The following is a 23,852-nucleotide window of genomic DNA, read 5'->3' on the forward strand; positions in this document are numbered from 1 at the left end:
TTGAAGTAAAAACCGGTTGGTTTTCATTCATTTCAGATGAGCAGATTGATAAATATATGGATAACCTTCCTGAGGATACTCATTTATATATGATTTGGGTTAGATAGGGAGATGAAAGTGAATGCCGAGTTGAAAGTCGCCCTTAAAAAGGCTTTTCCTGATGCTATATTGACTGGTCCATATATTTATTTTGGGCCTAAAGATCATTTGGTGAGCGGGTTTTGCCTGGAGATGACTCGTAATGGGATATACATATCTGAGTTTGTATATCCGTTATTTAAGCGATCTGACCAATTAAGTCTACTTTTTAGTGAGCGCCTCCCTTACCCAGAAGGGTTTGTTGATTATGAGAGGTGGGAGGGCAATAAGAGGGTAGATGAGGTTGTTAACTGGCTAGACGCTAATTCTCAAAGAGTAAAAGAGAAACTTAGTTTAGGAAGATTTGTTTCTGAAATACAAAGCCATCCTGTTGCCTTGAAGAATAAGTGGGTACAGATGGTTAATGCTCTAGCTCTGATATTGCTAGGGGAGTACTGTAAAGCAAGGGTTATCATCCAGTACCTTTCAGATCAAGAACTACCTAAAGGGATGATGCAAATTTCTGAAGAATGCCGTGTATTAAATGGGGTTCTTGAGTGCAATCCAGATAAGGCAAGGATTCTAGTTGAGGGGTGGGAGCAGGAGATGAAAGCAAAGCTCAAGCTTTGATGTTCGTAAATTGTACAAGTTCAGACTCAGTTTGACAGAGCGTTCAAAAAATAGTTTAAGTCTGAGTTAGACTATCCTTTGAGACTTTCTTGACGGAGGCTTCAGGGTTATATTCTTCTTGTGAAACCCTTAGCCTCTGATCTTCTTGCTTACTTTCTATTTGTGTAAGCTAAATACAATTACCGCATACGTAGTCTGACAAATTCAGCTGCACTACCTATGCAGGAATCACTTGTCTGAAAGTCGATGGTACGGTTTGCCGCCTGGGCTGCTAGGGCGATAGATAGCGCGTGGGAACAGTAAGAATTTTCCGTTGAACAGGCTATGATGGCATTGTACTTGGCGCAGGACGGTTGCTTATTCATTGATTCCATCAAGTGGATATAAACCATATTGCCACTAAGAGCCTCTACCAGGCGAACAGCCTTATCTTCGTCATCCAGTGCAACGGCGCCGGTGGAGATGGCTGATAATACACACAGGCCGGCTAATTTTTTGATTGTGGTTTTGAATTTCATTTTTTACTCGTTAGTAGTTGGTTTTTCTGTAATTGGTTATTGGAATTTTGCTGGAAAATTGGCATTACGAGCTAATAGAGGGTTCTCGGTTGCCCAAGTCTTTAATTGGTGAGATTCCAGTTTAACTTACCCAGTAGTTCTGAAAATGTCCCTTTAGGTGTCATGCTAATCTCAAATACCGTTTCACTTATCGGGTGCATTATTTTAAGTTTGGATGCATGCAGTAACAATCGTGCGCAATCATATTGTCTGGCAAAAAACCGGTTGTGTGAAGACTTCCCATATTTGGGACAACCGATAAGTGGGTGGTGGATATGCTTGAAGTGCCTGCGGATCTGGTGGCGGCGGCCGGTTTTTAGTTGGATTTCAACCAGGGAGTAACGGCTGGTGGGGTATCGATCTACTTCATAGGGTAGCTCAACGGTATCCAGTCGGCGGTATAGGGTGATTGCTGACTTGCGTGGTAGATCAGTTTTGGGGCGCTTGCGTTGATGTTTGAAATCTGCGACAGGTGGTAGAGGGTAGTCGATAACTCCCTGTTCAGGGCAATAGCCCCGGCATACTGCGAGGTATTTTTTGATGGAGTTTTCGCTTTCCAGCTGTTGCTGTAAAAGGGTGGCCATCTCACTACTCTTGCCAAAGATAATAATCCCAGAGGTAGGCTTGTCCAGGCGATGTACAGGGTACAGGTGGTGACCGCTCAAGTCCCGCAGGTATTGAAGTAAAATACGATTTTCGTTGCGGTCTATTTCTGAGCGGTGCACGAGCCAGCCCTCTGGTTTAAATGCTGCCAGAAGGTGGTCATCCTCAAAAATGATTTCAGGTTCGTTGTTCATCCGCTAATAATATTTACCATATCGCAGGGGCATTGTATGGCGGTATGGCAATCATTGCATCTGGGGGTGTTGAGCTGCCTTCTTCTAAGGTTGTGGGGAATAATTTTCTAATAAATAATAAACTTTAAGGTTGACATGCCTAAATTAGTGAATAAACTGCAGGGGTAGTTTAGTAACCACCTAGTTAAACGTGGACAGCAACCACGAAGGAGCCATGAAATGCGAAATGTAGATATCAGCAACCTGTTTTTTTGATCGCTTTTCATGTGCACTTGCTTGAAAAGTGATTGAGCTTTTCAAGCCGGAATTCTCTAGAGCCCTGGCATTTGCCGGGGCTTTTTTGTTTAGGGCTTTGGAGAGCTTTTAATGATTTATTGGATCAATCCAAGGACTCTATATGCCTGTAAAAATTGTACTTAATAAAAACGCATCTTCAGGTAGTGTGCCGGTAAAAATATTTACCGATAAGGTTGAGCCGGCTGCTTTAGAACAGCTAAAGAATATTGCTCAATTGCCCATTATTCATTCCCATGTGGCGGCAATGCCGGATGTTCACTTGGGGCGAGGGGCGACAGTTGGTTCGGTGATTCCTACGTTTAGTGCAGTCATACCATCCGCAGTAGGTGTGGATATTGGCTGCGGCATGAATGCGGTGCGAACTTCGTTGCATGCCCATCAGTTGCCAGACAGCCTAAAAGCATTGCGGGAGGCCATTGAGGTGAAAGTACCCGTTGGACGGGGTCGTCATAAGATGATTACTGCCAGGGAATCTGCCTGCAAAATTTTAGCTCCCGGTGTAGATAGGTTGTTTGAAAAGCATCCTGGGCTTATGAAGAAGTTGCGTCAGCCCCAGAAAACCTGGGTTACCCAAATGGGGACATTGGGTGGAGGCAATCACTTTATTGAAATTTGTCTGGATGAGAGTAATGCGGTGTGGGTGATGCTACATTCCGGCAGCCGAGGTATTGGTAGTGCAATTGGAGAGCATTTTATTCAATTGGCACGCCGGGATATGGCTGGAAATATGCAAAATATGCCAGATAGGGACCTGGCATATTTTTCTGAGGGAAGTAGCCACTTCAATGATTACATTGAAGCTGTAAATTGGGCACAGGAGTACGCCAGGTTAAACCGGCAGGAAATGATGAAGCTTGTGTTGAATAGCCTGGGGGGTTACGTGCCGAAGTTTACCTTAACGTCAGAGGCTATTAACTGCCACCATAATTATGTAGTGCGCGAGCGCCACTTCGAACGGGATGTCTATGTGACACGTAAGGGGGCGATCAGTGCCCAAAAGGATCAGATGGGGATTATTCCCGGTTCGATGGGGGCGAAATCATTTATTGTTCGTGGGCGTGGAAATCCCGAATCCTTTTGCTCCTGTGCCCATGGTGCTGGCCGTAAAATGAGTCGCACCTCGGCTCGTCAGCGATTTACTCGAGGCGATCTTGAGTCTCAGACGCATGGCGTAGAATGCAGAAAGGATAAAGGTGTGATTGATGAGATACCCGCTGCCTATAAGGATATTGATGAGGTGATGAATAATCAGCTGGATTTGGTTGATGTGGTACATACGCTGCGTCAAGTGATTTGCATAAAAGGGTAGGCTTGACTGGTTCACCCTTTATGAGAACTTTGAAAAATAATGGATTTTAATTTCATGAGTGCTATTGAATTCAATTTGACAATGAATTTACCTGTCGAGTTTTCTCGGCTTTTATCGTTGATTAGGCAAGGCCAAATACTATGAAAAAATACACCCCTAAGAAAGTCGCCAAGCCTCGTAATTACGTGGCTTGTAATCCACTGCTAAAAAAAGGTGGTGCCCACACTAAGGCTAAGTCGGGCGCTCGCTTTAAAAGTAAGCAAAAAATGTTAAAGGAGGCGCGGGAGCGGAGTAGCTCCCGCGACTATTTGAGGCTATTTCACTTCCTTGACGCCTCCCTGCAATTTGTTCCCCTCTAACCCTGGTTTCTCTTTTTACTGATCGGCTTGTGGCCAACTAGGTAGCGGTTCTAGGTAGACCCAGCGTTTTTTATAGAGCTTAAATAGTGATATCTCATGGATCACATGCTCTTGATCATTCTCCGTATACCAGGCTTTAAATTCCACTACAGACTTCTTCAGCCCTGCTTTGCTTTTAATAACTTCGAGGCGTGTCCATTGAGTCTCCAGATCGTCCGCATTGAGACCCGGGTAAGTTTCTGGGTGCCATGTTTTTCGTAGGTATGCCAGGTTTCCCATCGCGTAGGCACTGTAGCGACTGCGCATCAGGGATTCTGCCATTTTCGGGTAGGCCTGCCCAGACAGGTAGAGGTTACAGCAGGCTTTGAACTTTTTTCCCGAGCCGCAAGGGCAGGGCTGTTCCGTCATAAATTACTCCAGTTTCAAACCGCATAAGATGTCCAGCTGGTCATCATAGGCTTTGTAAACACTTTTTAACCTTGCTTGACGCTGGCAGAGGGTAGCATGGCTTGACGTTTTCCTGGGGGGCGCTAAGATACCGACCAGCCGGTTGGTTTGGTTGAAGATGCCTGGGAGGTCATGTGTCGAGAGTCGACAAAGCTGCCATAGTCCGTGCGGCGGAAGAGGTAGTTCGAGAAAAAGGGGCGCGAAAGCTCACCCTGGACGCAGTTGCTGCCCAGTGTGGTTTGAGTAAGGGTGGGCTTATCCATCACTTTCGTACCAAACAGTCACTGCTGAAGGCGATGCTGGAGGCCGCGATTGCCAGGGAGGATGCCAGTGCAGAGACTTTTGCCGCCGCTGGTGACGATGTGTTGGCGTCACGGCTTAAAGCGATTTTCGAGCTGATGGAAGATGATGAGGGGCTGCCGCGAGCGTTGATTGCGGCAGTCGCAGAAGATCCCGCCCTACTTGAGCCGGTCAAGTGTAACGTTATCGAAATGCGCGGTGAAATTGACAGCTCATACGGTGACCCTGAACTTGCCCAGTTATTGATTCTTGCTGCCCAGGGTATGTTCCTGGGGCGGGTGCTGGGAGTTATGGAGTCCGAGGACCCAATGTTTTCCCGCCTGCGCGAACGGCTGCTGATGTTGTCGGCAGAGCTTACCTGAATACCTGATCTTCAGTTAAATAATTTATTGGATAGTGAAATATGAAATTGTCGGTAAATTCTCGTATCTCCCTTGCCTTGGTGGTAGCGGCAGCGGCGATTCTTGCGGGGTGCTCTGGTTCTGAAGCGGATGAACAGCAGGTTGAGCGCTTGTGGCCGGTAAAAGTGGCTACGGTCACCAATGTGGCGGAAGTGGCGGATCGCCAGTTTGCCGGTCGTGTAAAGGCGGTCCAGAGTGTGGATCTCTCTTTCCAGGTTGGTGGCAAGTTAGACAAGTTGAGTATCAGGGAAGGGGAAATTATTCCTAAGGGAACCCTGATTGCCGAGTTGGATGATCGGGATTATCGCCGTCGAGTGAAGGAAGCCAAAGTAAACGTGGAGTTGCTGGAAAAAACCTTGAAGCGGCAGCGCTCCCTGGCGGGATCGAAGGTCATTTCTCAGCAGCAGCTGGATGAAACAGAAAGTAACTTTGATCTGGCAAAAGTAACATTGGAAAAGGCAGAACAGGATTTGGCCTATACCCAGTTGCGAGTGCCTTTTGATGCATTGGCAACTCGACAGTTGGTAGAGAATTACACCAATGTGCAGCCGGGCCAGGCAATTGTTCGGTTGCAAAACATCTCTGAGGTGCGTATTCAGATTTCTGTGCCGGAAAAATTGTTGGCTACAGGAAATGAAGATCAAATCAGCTCTATCACAGCGGAGTTCGAGTTCCTACCCGGTCAAAAGTTTGAACTCAAATACCGTGAGCACCAGGCTGAAGCCGATAGTGTAACCCAGACTTATGTGGTTGAGCTGGGTATGCCCCGCCCCGAAAATGTACAAATTCTTCCAGGCATGACAGCTCGTGTGAACGTAAAGCCGAAAGAAGCTACCGGGGATTTCTGGATTCCATTGGCAGCAGTACAGACTGGTGCTGAAGGTAATCCATATGTGTGGCAGATTAACGAAGATCAATCAGTATCCAGGGTACAGGTGGCGCTTGGCCAGACCAATGGAGAAGCGGTTCAGATTACGGATGGTCTCACCCCTGCGATGAAGCTGGTGGCTGCGGGAGGTCAACATCTTTATGACGGTGCAAAAGTACGCAACTATGCACAACGTTAATTTTCAAATGACCTCAGGCCCTGGCAAGAGTGGGGAAGTATCGTGAAGATTTCTGATGTATTTATTCAGCGTCCAGTGTACAGCTGGTTATTGATGCTGATCTGTCTTGTAGGTGGGATCTGGGCATTGTCGGATATTGGCCGACTAGAAGACCCAGCATTTACCATTAAAGAAGCGCGGGTATTTACTCTCTATCCGGGCGCAAGCGCGCAGCGGGTAGAAGAGGAGGTAACGGAAAAATTAGAGGTTGCGATCCAACAGATGGGACAGCTGGACAAAGTGACCTCAACTTCCAGTCCGGGCATGTCGGAAATTCGCGTCCAGATAAAGGATCAATACGCTTCGGAAGAGCTGGCGCAAGTCTGGGATGAACTGCGTCGCAAGGTTAACGATGCCCAGCGTGAGTTGCCCAGTGGCGCCATGCAGTCCGTGGTTAATGATGACTTCGGCGAGGTTTATGGTATTTACTATGCGGTAACCGGTGATGGTTTTTCGCTGACAGAAATGCGCGAAATTACTAAAGCAATTCGTCGCGAGCTACTGAGTGTTGAGGGGGTAGCGAAGGTTTCCCGCTCCGGCATTATCGATGAAGTGGCCTATTTGGATATAGACGAATCGCGCCTTGCTCAGTTCGGCTTCTCGCTTGATGACCTGGCTCAGGTACTGCAGGTGGAAAGTTCCACCCAGCGTGTAGGTGAAATAGAAGGTCAGGACCTCCGAACTCGTATCGTGGTCGACAATCCAGCCAGTGATCTTGAATCCGTTCAGAATATTCTCGTGGGTGTACCGGGCTCTACTGCGATGTTGGCAGTACGGGATATTGCGGATGTATCCCTCGGTTATGACGAGAACCCGAACTTTATTGCACGATTTAATGGTAAGCCGGCCATTTTGATTGGTGTGGCCGGAGCTGAAAATACAAATATCGTAAACGTGGGAACGGCAGTGGAAGCCAAGCTCAATGAGCTTAAGCTGGGTTTGCCTCTCGGGGTAGAAATCCAGCCGGTCTATGAGCAGCACAAAGTGGTTGAGGAGAGTGTCGACGGTTTTCTTTTTAACCTGATCTCCTCGGTAGTGATTGTTACTCTGGTCCTATGCCTATTTATGGGTTGGCGCTCAGGTGTAGTAGTTGGTGTGGTACTGGGGCTGACCGTGCTCGGTACTGTATTGATTATGAACCTGTTTGGTTTGAACCTTCAGCGTATTTCCCTGGGTGCCCTGATTATCGCCATGGGTATGTTGGTAGATAATGCTATTGTAGTTGCTGAAGGCATGCTGATGGGGGTGCAGAAAAAAGAAGCACCACAGAATGCTGCTCGCCGTGTAGTTCGCCAAACTTTCTGGCCACTTTTAGGCGCCACCATTATTGGGATCATGGCTTTCTCCGGTATTGGCCTTTCCGATGATGCCACCGGTGAATTCCTCTTCTCGCTGTTCGCTGTGATTGGTATCTCACTATTGTTGAGTTGGATTTTGGCAATCACTATTACTCCTTACCTTGGCTACCACTTGTTCAAGCCGGGTAAGAATGCTGATAGTGAAGACCCTTACAGTGGCCGTTTTTACCGTATGTATGCGGGAGTCCTATCCGGTGCCCTGAATCGCCGGGGGGGCACTATCGCTTTGCTGGTTGTCGTGACCATGGTCAGTTATTTTGGCTTTGGTTTTGTCAAGCAGGGTTTCTTCCCTAACTCCAATGCTCCGCTTTTCTACGTGAATTATCTCCTGCCCCAGGGCAGTGATATTAATCGCACAGAAAATGCGCTGCAAAAAGCTACAGACTATTTATTGGAGCAGGAAGAAGTAGTTTCGGTGACTGCGGTTGCCGGTAGCGGTGCGGACCGCTTTATGCTGACCTATGCCCCAGAGCCACCTAATTCTGCCTATGGCCAGCTGATTGTGCGCACAGAGGATCGCGAGCAAATTGCTGGCCTGATAGACCGAGCTAAAGCAGAGTTGCGGGATTCCCAGCCGGAAGCGCTTATCACCTTTAAACGCCTGGTATTTGGTCCGGGTGGTGGTGCCGATGTGGAAGTGCGTATTTCCGGCCACGATTTCAACACCCTGCGTGCGCTCGCCGAAAATACTGAGCAGCTTTTCCGGGAAAATGGTCTGAAGGATATCCGCCATAACTGGCGTGGCCGAGAGCCCACGATTCGTGCCCATCTCGATAATGAACGGGCTCGTGTCGCTGGTGTCACGAATACCGATATCAGCCGAACTATCCAGTTTGCGACTGCCGGTTATCGTGTAGGGGATTTTGAAAGTGGCGACCGTATTATCCCGATTGTCGCGCGCATGCCAGAAGGTGATCGCAATCAGGTTGGCTCCCTGCAGGATCGCTTGGTGTGGAGTCCGAATGAGCAGGGCTATATTCCAGCGGGGCAATTGGTCAAAGACTTTGCGACTACCGCTGAGGAAGGTCTGATCCAGCGTCGCGACCGGGTCCCGACAATAACGATCAGTGCCGAGGCCCCGGAGGGAGTCACCGCTATGGCCGCCTTTAATCGTATTCGCGCAGGGGTTGAGGGTATGCCTTTGCCCCCGGGTTACCATACAGAGTTCGGCGGTGAATATGAGAGCTCTACGGATGCACAGAAGTCATTGGGTAAAGGGTTGCCGCTGGGATTCCTGATTATGATCCTGGTATCGATCCTGCTGTTTGGCACCGTACGCGAGCCGCTGATTATCTGGTTGGTGGTGCCCATGTCTCTGGTGGGTGTGGTGGTAGGCCTGCTGCTGACAGGCTTGCCGTTTGGCTTTATGTCACTTCTCGGCGTATTGAGCCTATCTGGTATGTTGATTAAAAATGCGGTGGTATTGGTGGATGAAATTGAGGTGCAGACTGAAGCTGGCCTGCCACGGTTGACGGCAATTCAACGCGCCAGTGTTAGTCGTTTGCGCCCGGTATTTCTGGCTGCAGTGACAACTATTTTGGGTATGTCCCCGTTATTATTTGATGCATTCTTTGCCGATATGGCAGTGACCATTATGGGCGGACTGGGCTTTGCAACGGTACTAACCCTGATTGCTGTGCCGGTGTTTTATGCGGTCTTCCATAAGGTGAAGCCCACTGAGGTGCTGGGTTCAGAAGAAGGCTCGAAAAAGAAACTGGAGTCGCAGCCCAGTTCGGAGCCAGTATCTGCCTAATCAGGTAAAAGCTGGGTAAAGCTGGCTCAATTGAATAGACAAAATTGGGGCGCAGAAAGCATAACTTTTTGCGCCTTTTTTGTTTTCGAAAAACTCCTTTCTGATTTCACTGGCAACTTCCCTGTGCTTTTGTCGTGAAATCTTATTTGAAGGGGGATCTGCGAACCAAAATTTGACAGAGGTAATATTCAAAAGCAGGGTTTTCAAGTAGGCTAGTAGCTGGATTTGATTGGTAGTAGTTGTATGAGTGTTCGATCAATTTCAAAACAGTTTACAGTGATCTGTTTCTTGTTTTTCAGTGTTACCGCACTTGCTGCACCCTACGAGCGGGCCGAATGGCTGCCACGTTGGTCAGACTTCGATAGTGACTGCCAGGATACCCGCCATGAGCTGTTAATCCGCTTTTCCCTATCCCCGGTTACCTATACCCGCAGTAACGGTTGTAAGGTGGATACCGGTTTATGGTTGGATCCCTATACCGGCAATTTTTACAGCAAGGCATCAGACCTGGATGTGGAGCATATAGTACCGTTGAAGTGGGCACATGATCACGGCGGGGCAGCTTGGAGCCGCGAGAAGAAAAGAAGATTTGCCGAAGATACTGAGAATCTGTGGTTAGTGGATGATGGGCGCAACCAGAGTAAGGGGCACAAAGGGCCCGATGAGTGGATGCCCCCTTACGAGCCTGTTGGCAAAATTTATGTTCAGCGCTTTATTTCCATTGTAGAAAAGTATGGATTGCGCTTGAGTATTGCTGAATCCAAACAGCTCCGTGCACTGGCAGGTGATAGCTAGGGCAAAAGAGATATTTTGCCTGTCATAGCGGCGGGATTTCGTATAGCATTTTCGCTTTATGGGTAATACGGCGAATATGCAGGGAAGACAACGATTACTAATTGAGTATTTTCGCCGCTGTTATCAGGCCGATAGCCACGATCTGTCGCTTTCAAATATTGCTCGACTGGCCGAAAACCGCTGTTCGTTCATTGCTGAACAGGATTACCTGAGTAGCGGTGAGTTACACAGGATTCCGTTACTGGATGCCTCTGCCACAAAACTGATAGAGCTGACAGATGCTTACAGAAAAGAACGCCAGCTAATCTACACTAGTTTTTTTATTTGTGGCCAGCTTTTCAGTCAAAGCGGTGTAACAAACCAACGTAAGCTTTTTGCACCTCTTTTATATTTTCCCGCCCGGATTTATCGTGAAGATAATAGTTTCGTTGAGATCAATACCAACGATCTGCGAATTAATTTTCCTGTGCTTCGGCTAACTCTTAAGCCTGATATTGACCCTGAGGTAATGGGTTCTTTTCCACAGCTTCAGTTTCCTTTGGATTCCTCTCAATTGGCTGATGTAGGGCGCTGGTTGCATGAACACAGCTTGCTCGGTGGTCTGGAGGAATTGGGTCGCTGGCCGAGTCTCCAGTCAGGAGCCCTGATTAGGGAAAAGACTAATGCCTCACAGCCAGAGCTAATCAGTGCCGCTGCAATAATCCTGGCTGATCGATCCAGAGGTTCACGTGGCGTTTTGCACGAGTTAGGGCAGCTGGCTTGTGAGCAAAATCTCCAGGTGCCGCTGCATTTAGTTTTGGGTGGGGAATCTGACAGCTTTATTGCAAGCTGCAGCGAACCCGAGATGTTACCTGGGCTATTGAGCCAGGCTCAGGAGCGAGCATTACGCAATGCGGCTCATTTCCCTCTTAGCCTTGTCTCTGGCCCACCGGGTACGGGAAAGAGCTTTACCATTGCAGCTATGGCTATAGACCAGATGTTGCATGGCGACGCTGTTTTGGTTGTGTCCAAAACACCAGAAGCCATTGGTGTGGTAAGAAACAAATTACGTGAGAGCTATGGGCTCACTGAAGGCTACGTACATGCGGGGGAGCAGGGATTTACCCGCAGTTTGAAAGCGCACCTGGATACTCTGCTCAAGGAGGGTGTTGAGCCACCAAAAGAGAGTGCGGCCAAGTTGAGGCGCAGTTTGAAGGAGATTCGAAGATCACTTTGGAAAGCTGAGCGCCGTTTTTCGCGATCGCTACGGATAGCAAAATTTTTGGGGCCTGCAGGTATGGGGGCTTGGCTGGCTCGCCTGGGTGAGTCGCTACTCCGGCGGCGGCTCAATATGGACGGACTGTGGGGATTACAAGAAGCTATCGGTCAACTGCGCCAGCGTTTTGAGCAGCAGGCTGCCAGCTATATTAATGCCTGTCGCAGGGAGAAACTTGTCCGGCTGTTAAACAAAGAGAGAAGTAGCCTGGTTAAATTCCATCAGGCTCTGAGGGCAAGGACCTCTAAAACCCAGGCGGAACGGTTTGCCAAGACTAACATGAATTTGGTCTTGCAAGCCTATCCTATTTGGCTGGCAAGCCTGGATGAACTCAACGAGATTTTGCCATTAATGCGCGGCATGTTCGATCTGGTAATTTTCGATGAGTCCACCCAGTGTGATATTTCAAGTGCGTTACCTGCACTGTACCGAGCCAAACGTGCGGTCGTGGTTGGTGATGGCAAACAGCTGCGACATATTTCCTTCCTCCCGGTAAAGCAACAGCAGCGTCTATGGGGGGAAGTCGTTCAGTGCGGAGAACTACCTGCGTCTTACAGTTATCGGGATCAATCTCTTCTTGATCTGGTATCGGACAATCTGGCTAGCCAGGATGCGGTAACCCTGCTTGATGAGCATTATCGTAGCCAGCCAGAGCTGATAGCTTTCAGTAATCACGCTTTTTACGATGATCGACTCAAAATAATGCAGGCCCGCCCTGGGAGTACCCAGGAGCTGGCCCTCTCCTTCCACCCATTAGAGGGAAGACGAGCCAAGACTGGTAGAAATAGGGTGGAAAAAGACTGGGTTATTGCTCAATTGCGTAATTATTTTGATCGCTATGATGACAATGCTTTGAAGCCTTCTATTGGTGTGTTGTCCCCTTACAGGGAGCAGGTCGATTATTTGGACAAGGAAATTTCCAAGGCTTTTTCCGCAGCAAAACTGCGAAGTTTTTCGGTACGGGTTGCTACGCCCTATGGTTTTCAGGGGGAGGAGCGCGATGTAATGCTTCTTTCCCTTAGCCTTGATGACCAATCCCTGCGGGCGGCTGCTTATCTCAATCGTGCCGATATGTTTAATGTGGCCGTTACAAGGGCCAAGGAGGAACAGCGGGTAGCATACTCCATTAACCCTGAGCTGTTGCCTCCCGGGCATCTACTGCGTCGCTATTTATCCTTTGTACCAGCTAATCTGACGGTGATGCCAAGTGGGGAGTTTTCCTGCGATTTTGCCAGGGAGGTAAGCGCGGAGCTTGATGCGGAGGGTATCGCTCACTGGATTAACTTTCCTATTGCGGGTCAGCGAGTCGATGTGATGTGTGAGTACCAGGGAGTGATCCTGGGGGTGGATCTTATTGGCTATCCGGGAGAGCACCAGCAGCATTTCACCACCCGGGTTTACAAGATACTGCACCGGGCGGGAATTCGGGTTTTGCCTCTGCCTTACTTTAATTGGGTTGAGAACAAGCGGGCTTGTATCGAGCGTCTAATTGTAGAGCTTCGCGGAGCGTTGGTGGAGAGAGGCCAGCAGCTGACTTAGGCAATTAACCTGATTATGAAATGAAAGTTGCGCCGGGGCTGCTAGGCTTTAAGAAAGTCCAGTTTAAAGCCTCAATGAGTGCGCCTATGAAATTGTGGTTGTTGATTCCCTGCCTCTGGGTTTCTAGTGTGGCGGCTGTCGATATTATTGTTGTGGATGCGCAACAGCAGCAGGGTGTGCGAAGCCCAACCCTAAGTTTTTGCCAAGCGCGATTCTATGAAGAGGACAAGGGCAGGCTTTACTGTAACTGGGCAGTCAACTTTCGCTATGCCTGCTTTGTCTGGTGGCCGACCAATAAGATAATTCCGGCTGGAGCGAAGCTGGCTGAGCCAGTGGTTGTTGGCAAATGCGGTAATGGTGAGCCGGTATACAAGCTTCACCACTACTAGCAGAGTATTATTAACAGAGTGGTAATGGGCTCTAAAAGGGCGGTGCTGCACCCGAGCAAGTCTATTGAAATCAACCAGTTTTACCCAAGAATCTCTTGAGTTTTCATTCGGTGATCTGTCCCCTCGTTTCCCTGCTTAACCGGTCTGCCACTCAGGCTGAGGCAAGTGTGACCCAGTGTGCTGGCACCGGAATGAGGGAAGTGTTAGCTTTTGTCCTGCTCGGTATAGAGTCCTCGATCTTGCATTTCCCGCGCCTGTTTGAGGATTTCAGGCATGGCGCTGTCTTCAACAGATAAAGAATCAATGATGGCCGCCAGCAGATCAGCTGAAAACATGCATTTGCTCACTTTGCTACGCAAATTCTCAGTGGTCATTGAAATCCCTCTATCGGCCAGGGCCTGGGCCAGATCCCCGTAACGCATACCCTTCAAAGCCATAGAGGCGCGCACATAGCGGGCAATGGCCTGTTTGTAAGGAGCCAATGCTTGCTGATTGCCGAGGCTTTGCTTGTGGTCCATGGGCTCTACTCCGTTACAGTTGATATCACTATTGTGGTAAATACTATCCTTATGTGTATTATTTGCAACATAAGTTTGAAATAAGTTATTGACCGTCGTTTTTTTGATGCTATATTTGTGACCAATATTCCACAGCGAGGGAGTTGAAATGACCTGGAATCATGAAAACCTGCGCCAGTTGGCGGAAAACCACACTGGGTGGGTAGTCGAGTCTGAGGGTGACTGCCTCAGCATTTCTAACGATGAAGGTGTCGATGCGTTTGTCTACGTCGGGGAAAAGCAGATTGTTGTAGAGAGCATCCTGTTTCCAGTGAGCCAGGTTGATGATGTGGCTGCACTGAATGAGATGATTCTCCAGACACATCAGTTGGTTCCTTTGACGGCGATAGCCATCAAAAATATTGGCGGCCAGAGCTATTACGTTGCATTTGGTGCGCTGTCTGTGTCCAGCAAGGACGAAGTAGTTATCGAGGAAGTTGAAACCCTGTTTTCCAATGTGGGGGATTTCCTGGATTTGTATGCAGATCATTTTGAAATGGAGGGTGTAGCATGAGCCTGAGAAAAATCTGGACTGCCTTGAAAGGTGCGGTAAACGAGGGTACTGAAGCAGTTGCGGACAGCCAGTCTATCCGCATTCTCGACCAGGAATTGCGCGAGGCTAAGGCTGAATTGAAAGCTTGTGATGAGAACCTGACTAAGATCATGGCCAAGCGCAAGCTGGCCGAGAGCAAAGTGGAATCCTTACAGGCCGATATTGAGACTTACAGTACTCATGCTATCAGTGCCAGTGAGAAGGGCGATGACAGCCTGGCCCTGGAGTGTGCTGAGCGCGTTACTGAGCTTGAGGCCCAGTTGGAAACTGAGCAGAGCCTGCTGGAAGGCTTCCTGAACTCCGAGCGCTCACTGAAAGGCAATATTTCCAAAGCCAAGACCAATGTGCGCCGTATGGAACAGCAGATAGATCAGATCAAAGCGACTGAGTCCGTACAAAAAGCCCAGGTTGCTGTTTCCTCCCGTCACATGGGCGCTAACAGCAAGATCAAGACAGCCCTGGACAGCCTGGACCGGATTAAGGGCAAGCAGCAGGAGCGTGCAGCTGAATTGGAAGCGGCGGAAGAGCTGGCCACGGAGGAGAGCGGATCTAGCCTTGATGCCAAGCTGAAGGCGGCAGGCATCAAGCCCGGGGGCCAGGTCAGTGGTAGTGATAAACTGGCACAATTGCTGGCGAGCCGCGAAAAGGCCTGATCCAGTGCTGCTATTTAAAGTGCGACGCCTTCTGGCGTCGCTTTTTGTTAAGGCAAATATAACAACCATTCTCGTTGCCGTTCTGGGCTATGTGGTCGGCAGCTATCTGCTGCTGAGTGCTGCGGGAGAAAGCGAGATTATCGCTCCCGAAAACTTTATTTACTGGCTGGTGGTTACCGCATCGACGGTCGGCTATGGCGATTTCTCACCAGTTTCACCTGCAGGAAAAATCGTGGTGGCGGGCTGGGTGATACCGCTTGGACTGAGCCTGTTTGCGATGGTAGTTACCCGGGTAGGTTTTGCGGTTTCTGAGTTTGTGCATAGAGGAAAGAGAGGCTTGCGTATGACAAGTAATGTCAATCACACGGTCATTATCGGCTGGAACGGAACCCGAACTCTGCGCCTGATTGAACTTCTGCTCTCCAAGACCAATGGCACAACGTCTGAAATAGTGCTCTGTGTAGAGGCTGATATTGAAAACCCGATGCCTGGCAAAATTGATTTTGTGCGGGTTGAATCTTTCTCCCATATCGAGAGTATGCAGCGCGCCGGACTGGCAGAAGCCGCGAGAATTATTATCGACAACCCGTTAGATGATGTAACACTCACTACGGCTTTGTTCTGTGATAAGCACAGCCCTAATAGCCATAAAACTGCCTATTTCCAAGACGAAAATGTGGGTGAGTTGCTGCGTGCGCACTGCCCGAATATCGAATGTATTCCCTCTGTAGCGGTAGAGCTTTTAGCCAAGTCTTCGCTGGACCCCGGTTCGGCACGTTTGCACCGCCAGCTTCTGGATAGTACTTATGGAATGACACAGTACAGTGTAGAGTATCGAGGGGAGCGGCCACTGCCGTTTGGTCCCCTGTTTGATCATTTCAAACAGGACTTGTCCGCAACACTGATCGCTGTCCGCCGTAAGGATGTAATAAAAATCGATGTGAATCCCGCGCTGACAGACCAGGTTAGTAACGGGGATATGCTGTACTACATCTCGGCCAAGCGGTTAGATGAAAAGCGCTGCTTCGATATAAAAATGAATGAAGGGGAAGGTGTTGGTACATGTTTACCAAACTGATTAAAAAATTTAAGGGGAAGGAAGCTCCGGTAGTAAAAACGCCGGAGATTATGGGTTTGCGCCTGGGAGCCAGTTTTGAGTTGGACCCACTGGCAATTCGTCTGATCTTGGATGAACTCACCATTGAGTCCTGTTCCCCCACACAAATTATCAAAGCAGCTGGTGTGGTGGAGTTGGACGGTACATGGGTTTATCGCTTCTATACCGACGATGATGCTTGGTTGCAGGTAGTAGCTGAAGGTGGCCAGAGTGATGAGCATGTCGTGGATGTAAAGCTGTTTCACTTTTACGATACCCAGGATGTTTCTAGCCAGCAGGTTTGGGATACTCTGTTAAAAGAAAAGATAGGCGCTGCCAACTACCAGCTGGATGATCGTTCCTATAGCAGGGTATGGACCTCCACTGGTGATTACCACAATCCGGTGCACATGGCTGAAAAGACCTATGAAGAGGGCGGAGACTTCTCGCAAACGGATCAATTTACCATGCTGTTCGAACGCGAACTGTCTGATCAGCGCACTGAATCTCTGTTTCTCTCCGCTGAAGAAAAAGAAGAGAATGCTGGCTATTTAAGTCGTAGCCTAGTTATCAGTACCGGTATTACACTGACCCCCTCACAGCTGACTATTCACGGATAATAAGGAGAAGTATCAATGGACCAGCCTTATGATTTACTGACTGGTATCGTTCATTTTGCGGCTTATTTTGGCCTGTCACTGGTATTTTTAATTGCGTTTAAATTCCTCTACGCACTGGTGACCCCCCACGATGAGTGGAAGTTGATTCGAGAGGATAAGAATGCAGCGGCTGCTATTGGTTTTGGTGGTGCGGTGCTCGGCTTCGCCATTGCTGTGGGTGGTGCTGCCAGCAATTCGGTGTCCATTACCGACTTCGCTACTTGGGCGGTGGTTGCGTTAATTGCTCAGTTGATTGCGTTTGCCATTATCCGTTTCGGGTTTATGCCTCGTATTGTTGAGCGTATTGAAGACGGGGAGTTGTCTGCGGGGATTATGCTGGCAGCCACAACAATTTCTGTCGGTGTCCTTAATGCTGCCTGTATGAGCTACTAAGCGGGAGTGAGGATGAAACGTACCAAAACTATCAATCTCGCGCGGATGCGCAAAGGTCGGGGAGCAAGCTTTGTTCTGCGCCCTTTGGCAATCGGTGTGGCAGCAGCCCTTGTCGGCTGCTCCTCTGATGAAGAGGTTAAAGTAGTTTCCTCAGTTGAGGACTGCGTAAATAATACCCAATTGGATGAGGCCCAGTGTGAGGCTGCCTACCAGCGCGCGCTGGAAGAGGCTGAGCGCACTGGCCCCAAGTATGCCAATCTTTCCCAGTGCGAAACGGAGTTTGGAAGTTGCCGCGAGACTAGCAGTGGTTTCTGGATGCCCCTGATGACCGGGTTTATGGTTGCTTCACTATTGGATAATGATAGGCGCCATTACTCCTCCGGTTACTATAACCCCGTCTATCGTTATTCTGCCTCTGGTTCCCGTTATTACGATCGTTTGATGACAGCGGATGGGCAGGTGATCGGTCGATACGGCAAGTCGTCCTATACGGTTGACAAGAGTGCGATGGACCCGAAACCCAAGGTAACAAAGACGGTCTCTCGCGGCGGCTTTGGGTCTGTGGCTTCAGCTAAGTCCAGCTGGGGTGGTGGTCGCTCCAGTAGTGGTTCACGGGGCTGGGGAGGCTGATTTTGTGCTGAGGTTGCCGATTGGCGAACGCCCGCGCTGGCAGGAGCGGGCTCAGGAGTTTGGGTTTCACTTCCACACAATGTATGGCGAACCCTACTGGGATGAGAGCGCCTACTATCAGTTCTCCCTGGAGCAGGTAGAAAAACATATAGAAGAGCCTACCGAAGAAATCCATCAGATGTGCCTGGATGTGGTGGCGAAGGTGCTGGAGGATGAGGAGCTGCTACGACGCTTTTGTATCCCTGAGCAACATTGGGATTTTGTACGCAACTCCTGGAAGAACGGCGACCCCAGTCTTTATTCCCGTCTTGATTTTGCCTATTGCGGGCAGGGGCCCGCAAAGCTCTACGAAAATAATGCGGATACGCCTACCAGTCTTTACGAGACTGGTTTTTGGCAATGGTTATGGTTGCAGGATAATGTGGACCGGCGGGCCCTGCCGCTGCAGTCGGATCAGTTCAATAGCTTACAGGAAAAGCTGGTTAATCGTTTCCTGGATTTACAGTTTCTCACTCCTGGTCGCGAACTACACTTTGCCTGTTGCAAAGATACTGAAGAGGATCGCGGTACTGTCCAATACCTGCAGGACTGTGCCAGTGAGGCCGGCATTACCAACCATTTTGTCTTTATGGAAGATATCGGTTGTGATACGGATGGTTTTTTTACAGATATGCAAGACCAGGTGATTACCTGGATGTTCAAACTGTACCCTTGGGAGTTTATGTTCCGAGAGGAGTTTGGCTCTTTGCTGGGGGCTAATAATGTGCGCTGGCTGGAACCGCCATGGAAAGCGATTTTATCCAATAAAGCACTGCTGCCGATGTTGTGGAAGTTATTTCCGGGGCACCCAAACCTGCTACCATCTTTTTTTGAGGATGAGCTGCACAAGGCTGCTGAATTTACTGAGCTGGTAAAGAAACCGATTTTTTCCCGGGAAGGAGCTAATATTTCCATTGTGCGTGGAGGTGATGTGCAATCCCTTTCCGGTGGCCCTTACGGTGAAGAGGGATTTGTATTTCAGGCTATGCATCCACTGCCAAAGTTTGGAAAAAACTATACGCTGATAGGTAGTTGGTTGGTGGATGATATGGCGGCTGGAATGTCTATTCGTGAAGATGGAAATATTGTGACTCAGGATATGAGTCGTTACTTGCCGCATATTATTCTCTAGGCCGGTAGTACTGCAGCACCCACTACATGTCATTTGCCGGCGATACAGTTTAGGGTATCACTTATCTTCACTGTTTCTTGGTGTTGCTCAGCAAGCCACTGGCAATCATCCCTTCAATTTTCTTACTGAGGCGCTCATAAGTGAATGGCTTTTGGATACAATCTAGTACTCCATCAGCGATTACCTCCTGAACTTTGCTATCGACACTGTAACCTGTGGAAAGTAGGGCTTTTACTTCGGGGTTAATACGGCGGAGGAAAGCAAATAATTCCTGGCCATCCATGCCAGGCATAATCATATCGAGAATCACCAGGTCCACCTGATCGCAATGTTGGCGGTAGTAGGTAATTGCCTGTTCAGCCGTAGCAAAAGCCACAACACTGTGGCCATTCATTTCAAAAAGAGTTTTTGAATAACTCCGAACAATAGCTTCATCGTCTACAACCATGATGTTCAGTTTGCACCCAGCCGAAGGCAGGTTTGCTGGAGCGCCGGGTTTTTCCGGACGAGCTTTGGAAATTGGTAGGTATAGCTTGAAGGTGCTGCCTTCTCCTTCACGGCTATGGCACTTAATTGCGCCCTTATGGAGGTGGATGGTGCCGTGTACCGCTGCGAGCCCAAGGCCAGCGCCGCGGCCACTTTCCTTCGTTGTGAAAAAAGGCTCAAAGATCCGGCGTCGTACCTCAGGTGACATTCCGGTACCGCTGTCACTAATCGTGATTAACAAGTAATGGCCGGGCTGAACTTCAAAATCAGCGATAGTTATCTCTTTTTCGATAGTGATGTTGCTGCTGGTGAAGCGTAGGGTGCCTCCATTCGGCATTGCATCTTTTGCATTGATGCCAATATTTAAAAGGGCGCTTTTTAGTTGGGCGGGGTCGCCAATTACATGGGGGCGATTAGCCTCGAGTAGTTGCTCGATACGGATACGCCGGTCGATGGTTCGGCCGAGCATAGCGCAAACGTCACGTGTAATTTCGTGAGTATTACAATCCTTCAGCTGATAATTTCCTTTGCGGGCAAAGGTGAGTAGCTGCTTGGTCAGCTCTGCTGCGTGGCGCGCTGTAGTCAGGATATGATTAGTGTATTCACTGATACGGGGGTCTTCGGAGATCTGCTGTATTATCTCTGCGTAGCCACTGATCCCGTGAATCATATTGTTGAAATCATGTGCTATGCCACCGGCCAGCTCACCGATAGCCTGCATTTTCTGGGCTTGGCGCAGCTCCTCCTCTAATAGCCGCTGCTTGGTAATATCTGTACCAATACTGAGTATGCCGCTGGGGCGGCCGCTCTCGTCGGATATAATTTTATTGGTCCAGGCAATCCAAACCCTTTTACCGCATTTGGTAATATTTTCGTTGATGTTGTAGCGGTGTTCCTGTGGGTGGTCGCAGATATCGTCAATCAGTTTACGCAAGTCACGCCCACTGGTTTCACTGGCGGGTACGATTGTGCCGACCAAGTGCCTACCAATTATCTCAGCCTCGGTGTAGCCAAAGAGTTGTTGTGCGTATTCATTGAAAGAAGTAATTCTCCCATTTCTGTCACAGCGCATAATAATAGAGTTGGCATGCTCAACCAGTTCCCGGTAGCGCTCCTCACTTTTACGCAGGGCCTCGTAAACCTGATTCGAATCCAGCTCCCGGGTTGAGGCAAGGGCTGGGGAGGGTGAGAAAATAGGTAAATTGCTCTCCTTGATCATTTGTTCTCCTCCTGAGTCACCCTTGAGTATTTTTTCACCAGAAATTGCACCACGTAGAAAAAGAAAAGTATATAGGTAGCTAATTCGTTTTTTGATCTAGCACGCAGTCTTTGCTGACACGCCGTTATTTGTAAGCGAGTTTGTAATCACGTGTTTGCGTCAATGTGATTCGGTTCAACAGTGTTTTGCGGAGCTATAGGGGCCAAATGAAATATGGTGTACCCGCTGGGAGGGCTAAAACTTTTGCACGGTCAAGTAGTGGCTACAGCGTAACAACCTGATAGCATTTACCGCTATATTCAAAACCATTGGATGATTTACTATGCAGCTGCATTCTCGAGTTTTCGGGCGCGGTGTCGTGGCTCTGTTTTGTGCCACGTTGCTGCTGTCCGCTTGCGGAGAGAAGAAGGTTGAGAGCGAGCAGAGATCCCTGGACTTCGCCCGCCTGGATGCCTTTCCCTCCACTTATTCAGTCAGTCAGTCCCGTCCGGTCCTGATTCAGGGGGCCACTTTACTCACCGGTACTGGCGAGCAACTGGAAAATACAGATCTGTTATTGGAAGGTGGCAAGATTGCCCAGGTTGGTAAAGACCTGAAGGCTCCGGAAGGAGCCCTGGTGGTGGATGGCAAGGATAAATGGGTTACCCCCGGTATTATTGATGTCCATTCCCATCTGGGTGATTATCCGGCACCCTCTATCGAATCCTCTCAAGACGGCAATGAGATGACTTCGCCCAATACTGCGCAAGTGTGGGCAGAGCACTCCGTATGGACCCAGGACCCCCAGTTCCCGTTGGCACTGGCAGGTGGCGTTACCACTTTGCAAATTCTACCAGGTTCCGCCAACCTGTTCGGCGGCCGCAGTGTAACCCTGAAGAATGTGCCCGGCCGCAGTGTGCAGGATATGAAATTCCCCGGTGCGCCCTATGGTTTGAAGATGGCCTGTGGTGAGAACCCCAAGCGTGTTTACGGTGGCAAGGGTACTTCTCCCTCAACGCGTATGGGGAATGTGGCTGGCTATCGTAAAGCTTGGATTGAAGCCAGCAGCTACAAGAAAAAATGGGAAGACTATGTAAAGAATGGCGGCGATGAGCCCGAGCGCGACCTGGGGATGGAAACCCTGGCGGGTGTGCTGAACGGCGATATCCTGGTGCACAATCACTGCTATCGCGGTGAGGAAATGGCCGTAATGATGGATGTTGCTAAAGAGTTCGACTTTAAGGTTTCTACTTTCCACCACGCAGTTGAGGCCTACAAAGTAGCCGACCTGCTGGCAGAAAACGATGTTTGCGCAGCGATGTGGGCCGATTGGTGGGGCTTTAAGCATGAAGCCTTTGATATGACCGAGGCGAATATTGCGATTGTCGACCAGGCCAAAGCCTGCGCTATGATCCACTCCGATTCCGGTGTGGGCGTGCAGCACCTGAATGAAGAGGTAGCCAAAGCGATGACTGCGGGCCGACGCGCGGGTTTTGATATCCAACCCAAGGATGCCGTTGCCTGGATGACATCAAACCCTGCTAAGGCGTTGGGTATCGAAGAACAAACTGGCAGCCTGGAGAAGGGCAAAATGGCTGATGTTGTGGTTTGGTCTGGTAATCCCTTCAGTGTTTACACCCACGTCGATCAAGTATTTATCGATGGTGAACTGATGTATGACCGCGCTGATGAAAAGCGCCAACCGCGCAGCGATTTTGAGCTGGGTATTCTCAATGCAGAGGGAGAGCGGCAGTGAAAAGAGTAGTTGTTTTTTGTGCGTTTGCCCTCGGAGTTCTGGCAGCTAGTGCCCAGGCAGAGAGCATCCTTATCAAGGGTGGCAAGGTGCATACCTTGGGGGACAAAGGCAGTTTGGAGTCTGCCGATGTACTTGTTGTCGGTGGCAAAGTGGAGCAGGTAGGCCCCTCCCTGAGCGTTTCTGCTGACCGGGTAATTGATGCACAAGGCAAAGTAGTCACTCCGGGAGTGATAGCGCCGGTTTCCGAGCTTGGTCTGGTGGAAATCAGTGCTGCCAGCTCAACAAATGATCAGTCGGTAACTGGTGAGAGTATTGGCAGTGCATTTAATCCGCTGCCCGCCTACAACCCTAAATCTACTTTGATTCCTTTCAATCGCGCAGGGGGCGTGACCAGTGCTGTAGTTTTTCCCGGTATCAGCACCTGGGATGACGGTGCTGTTGAAGCCCAGCGCGTATTCGCCGGGCGCAGCTTTGCTATTAAGCTGAATGGTGAGTTCGATAGTGTAGAAGCCAAAGATGTAGCCCAGAAGGCCTATTTAGGAGAGGCCGGTGCACAGTTAGCTGGCGGCAGTCGTGCCAATGCCTATGCCAAGGTTGAGAAGGCCTTGAGTGAAGCGAAGGAGTACCGGGAAAATCGCGCTGCGATTCGTCGTGGTGAGTGGCGTGAACTGGATTACAGTTTGGCAGATCTGGAGGCCTTACAGCCGGTGGTGAGTGGTAAGGAGCCTTTGGTCATTACCGCCAATCGCGCCAGCGATATTCTCGGTGCAATTGAGCTTGCCAAAGCCTTCAGTGTGAAACTGGTGGTGCTGGGAGCAGCTGAGGGCTGGATGGTAGCGAATCAGCTGGCTGAGGCCCAGGTGCCAGTGGTTATTGATGCTATCAATAACTTGCCTATTTCCTTTTCCAGCCTGGGTGCGCGCCTCGATAATGCGGCGTTACTTACCAAGGCAGGTGTAAAAGTGGCTATTAGTGGGCCCGACTACGCTTCTACCCACAATGTGTATCTATCTCGCCAGTCGGCCGGTAATGCTGTTGCTCATGGCCTACCTTATGAGGAAGCCCTGAAGTCTATCAGCAGCAATGTGGCTGATATTTTCAATCTGCAGGGCGGGACACTGGAGCAGGGTGCAGTGGCTGATATCGTCGTTTGGAGCGGAGATCCCCTGGAAGTTACCAGCTACCCGGAACAGGTATTGATTGAGGGTGAACCTCAATCTCTCGTTACTCGTTCTACCCGTTTGCGAGATCGCCATTTGAAGCCCACCAAGGGTCACAATTTTGGCTACCAATATTAATTTGGCCTGGCCATAGCTGTGAAGTAAAGAGC

General features: G+C 49.4%; 23 protein-coding genes. 18 read left to right on the forward strand and 5 right to left on the reverse strand.

The annotated features are described in order from the left end of the window. Positions 1-117: 117 nt before the first annotated feature. Entirely contained in the window at positions 118-708 is a 591-nt protein-coding gene (locus tag ACJJI7_RS14655) for a hypothetical protein (protein WP_444901860.1), read from the forward strand. A gap of 179 nt (positions 709-887) precedes the next feature. On the opposite strand, the gene ACJJI7_RS14660 is transcribed toward ACJJI7_RS14655, so the two are convergent. Then, on the reverse strand, positions 888-1,226 hold the full coding sequence (locus ACJJI7_RS14660; RefSeq protein WP_444901859.1) for a hypothetical protein: 339 nt from the start codon (positions 1,224-1,226) through the stop codon (positions 888-890). Between the two features lie 101 nt (positions 1,227-1,327). Further along, positions 1,328-2,062: a pseudouridine synthase gene (locus ACJJI7_RS14665; protein ID WP_444901858.1), complete on the reverse strand. Its 735-nt coding sequence runs from the start codon at positions 2,060-2,062 to the stop codon at positions 1,328-1,330. Positions 2,063-2,459: 397 nt separating this feature from the next. On the opposite strand from ACJJI7_RS14665, the gene ACJJI7_RS14670 reads away from it, so the two are divergent. Then, a complete protein-coding gene (locus ACJJI7_RS14670) occupies positions 2,460-3,668 on the forward strand; it encodes an RtcB family protein (RefSeq protein WP_444901857.1) in 1,209 nt (402 codons plus the stop codon). A 140-nt stretch (positions 3,669-3,808) separates the two neighbouring features. Next, positions 3,809-4,027, forward strand: a complete 219-nt coding sequence (locus ACJJI7_RS14675; protein WP_020414850.1) for a hypothetical protein — start codon at positions 3,809-3,811, stop codon at positions 4,025-4,027. A 15-nt stretch (positions 4,028-4,042) separates the two neighbouring features. Here ACJJI7_RS14675 and ACJJI7_RS14680 read toward each other — a convergent pair whose 3' ends face one another. Beyond that, a complete protein-coding gene (locus ACJJI7_RS14680) occupies positions 4,043-4,435 on the reverse strand; it encodes a YchJ family protein (RefSeq protein ID WP_282951032.1) in 393 nt (130 codons plus the stop codon). Positions 4,436-4,608: 173 nt separating this feature from the next. Between ACJJI7_RS14680 and ACJJI7_RS14685 the strand changes: the two genes are divergently transcribed. From ACJJI7_RS14685 to ACJJI7_RS14710, 6 genes are all read left to right on the forward strand, one after another. Continuing rightward, complete coding sequence (locus ACJJI7_RS14685; protein WP_020414852.1) at positions 4,609-5,136, forward strand: TetR/AcrR family transcriptional regulator; 528 nt, start codon at positions 4,609-4,611, stop codon at positions 5,134-5,136. A gap of 41 nt (positions 5,137-5,177) precedes the next feature. Then, positions 5,178-6,242, forward strand: coding sequence for an efflux RND transporter periplasmic adaptor subunit (locus ACJJI7_RS14690; RefSeq protein ID WP_444901856.1), 1,065 nt, complete (start codon positions 5,178-5,180; stop codon positions 6,240-6,242). Between the two features lie 42 nt (positions 6,243-6,284). Further along, positions 6,285-9,392 carry an efflux RND transporter permease subunit gene (locus ACJJI7_RS14695; RefSeq protein ID WP_444901855.1) on the forward strand — a complete coding sequence of 1,036 codons (3,108 nt, stop codon included), beginning with the start codon at positions 6,285-6,287 and terminating at the stop codon, positions 9,390-9,392. Between the two features lie 243 nt (positions 9,393-9,635). Beyond that, positions 9,636-10,187 carry an HNH endonuclease family protein gene (locus tag ACJJI7_RS14700; RefSeq protein WP_444901854.1) on the forward strand — a complete coding sequence of 184 codons (552 nt, stop codon included), beginning with the start codon at positions 9,636-9,638 and terminating at the stop codon, positions 10,185-10,187. Between the two features lie 58 nt (positions 10,188-10,245). Then, positions 10,246-12,981 (forward strand): DEAD/DEAH box helicase, encoded by a 2,736-nt coding sequence (locus tag ACJJI7_RS14705; protein WP_444901853.1) that lies wholly within the window; start codon positions 10,246-10,248, stop codon positions 12,979-12,981. Positions 12,982-13,067: 86 nt separating this feature from the next. Beyond that, a complete protein-coding gene (locus tag ACJJI7_RS14710; RefSeq protein WP_157533678.1) occupies positions 13,068-13,370 on the forward strand; it encodes a hypothetical protein in 303 nt (100 codons plus the stop codon). A gap of 203 nt (positions 13,371-13,573) precedes the next feature. Here ACJJI7_RS14710 and ACJJI7_RS14715 read toward each other — a convergent pair whose 3' ends face one another. Continuing rightward, entirely contained in the window at positions 13,574-13,888 is a 315-nt protein-coding gene (locus ACJJI7_RS14715) for a DUF6471 domain-containing protein (RefSeq protein ID WP_020414858.1), read from the reverse strand. A gap of 148 nt (positions 13,889-14,036) precedes the next feature. Between ACJJI7_RS14715 and ACJJI7_RS14720 the strand changes: the two genes are divergently transcribed. Genes ACJJI7_RS14720 through ACJJI7_RS14750 form a run of 7 tightly spaced genes read left to right on the forward strand, consistent with a single transcriptional unit; the run spans position 14,037 to position 19,082 of the window. After that, the gene (locus ACJJI7_RS14720; protein ID WP_020414859.1) at positions 14,037-14,441 is read left to right on the forward strand and encodes a DUF2170 family protein; all 405 of its coding nucleotides are present in this window, start codon (positions 14,037-14,039) and stop codon (positions 14,439-14,441) included. After that, positions 14,438-15,133, forward strand: coding sequence for a PspA/IM30 family protein (locus ACJJI7_RS14725; protein ID WP_444901852.1), 696 nt, complete (start codon positions 14,438-14,440; stop codon positions 15,131-15,133). The genes ACJJI7_RS14720 and ACJJI7_RS14725 overlap by 4 nt, the downstream gene beginning before the upstream one ends. A gap of 4 nt (positions 15,134-15,137) precedes the next feature. Further along, positions 15,138-16,211 (forward strand): potassium channel family protein, encoded by a 1,074-nt coding sequence (locus tag ACJJI7_RS14730; RefSeq protein ID WP_353375107.1) that lies wholly within the window; start codon positions 15,138-15,140, stop codon positions 16,209-16,211. Then, positions 16,196-16,849, forward strand: coding sequence for a YjfK family protein (locus ACJJI7_RS14735; RefSeq protein WP_020414862.1), 654 nt, complete (start codon positions 16,196-16,198; stop codon positions 16,847-16,849). The genes ACJJI7_RS14730 and ACJJI7_RS14735 overlap by 16 nt, the downstream gene beginning before the upstream one ends. Positions 16,850-16,864: 15 nt before the next feature. Further along, entirely contained in the window at positions 16,865-17,281 is a 417-nt protein-coding gene (locus ACJJI7_RS14740) for a DUF350 domain-containing protein (RefSeq protein WP_020414863.1), read from the forward strand. A gap of 12 nt (positions 17,282-17,293) precedes the next feature. Beyond that, positions 17,294-17,911: a DUF1190 domain-containing protein gene (locus ACJJI7_RS14745; RefSeq protein ID WP_020414864.1), complete on the forward strand. Its 618-nt coding sequence runs from the start codon at positions 17,294-17,296 to the stop codon at positions 17,909-17,911. A gap of 4 nt (positions 17,912-17,915) precedes the next feature. After that, entirely contained in the window at positions 17,916-19,082 is a 1,167-nt protein-coding gene (locus ACJJI7_RS14750; RefSeq protein WP_444901851.1) for a glutathionylspermidine synthase family protein, read from the forward strand. Between the two features lie 67 nt (positions 19,083-19,149). Here the strand turns inward: ACJJI7_RS14750 and ACJJI7_RS14755 are convergent, their stop codons facing one another. Continuing rightward, positions 19,150-20,787, reverse strand: coding sequence for a hybrid sensor histidine kinase/response regulator (locus tag ACJJI7_RS14755; protein ID WP_020414866.1), 1,638 nt, complete (start codon positions 20,785-20,787; stop codon positions 19,150-19,152). 322 nt (positions 20,788-21,109) lie between these two features. On the opposite strand from ACJJI7_RS14755, the gene ACJJI7_RS14760 reads away from it, so the two are divergent. Further along, on the forward strand, positions 21,110-22,522 hold the full coding sequence (locus tag ACJJI7_RS14760; protein ID WP_282951022.1) for an amidohydrolase: 1,413 nt from the start codon (positions 21,110-21,112) through the stop codon (positions 22,520-22,522). After that, positions 22,519-23,820, forward strand: coding sequence for an amidohydrolase family protein (locus ACJJI7_RS14765; RefSeq protein ID WP_444901850.1), 1,302 nt, complete (start codon positions 22,519-22,521; stop codon positions 23,818-23,820). Before ACJJI7_RS14760 ends, ACJJI7_RS14765 begins: the two co-directional genes overlap by 4 nt. The last annotated feature ends 32 nt before the right edge of the window (positions 23,821-23,852 follow it).

This window comes from Microbulbifer variabilis, from assembly GCF_056232115.1.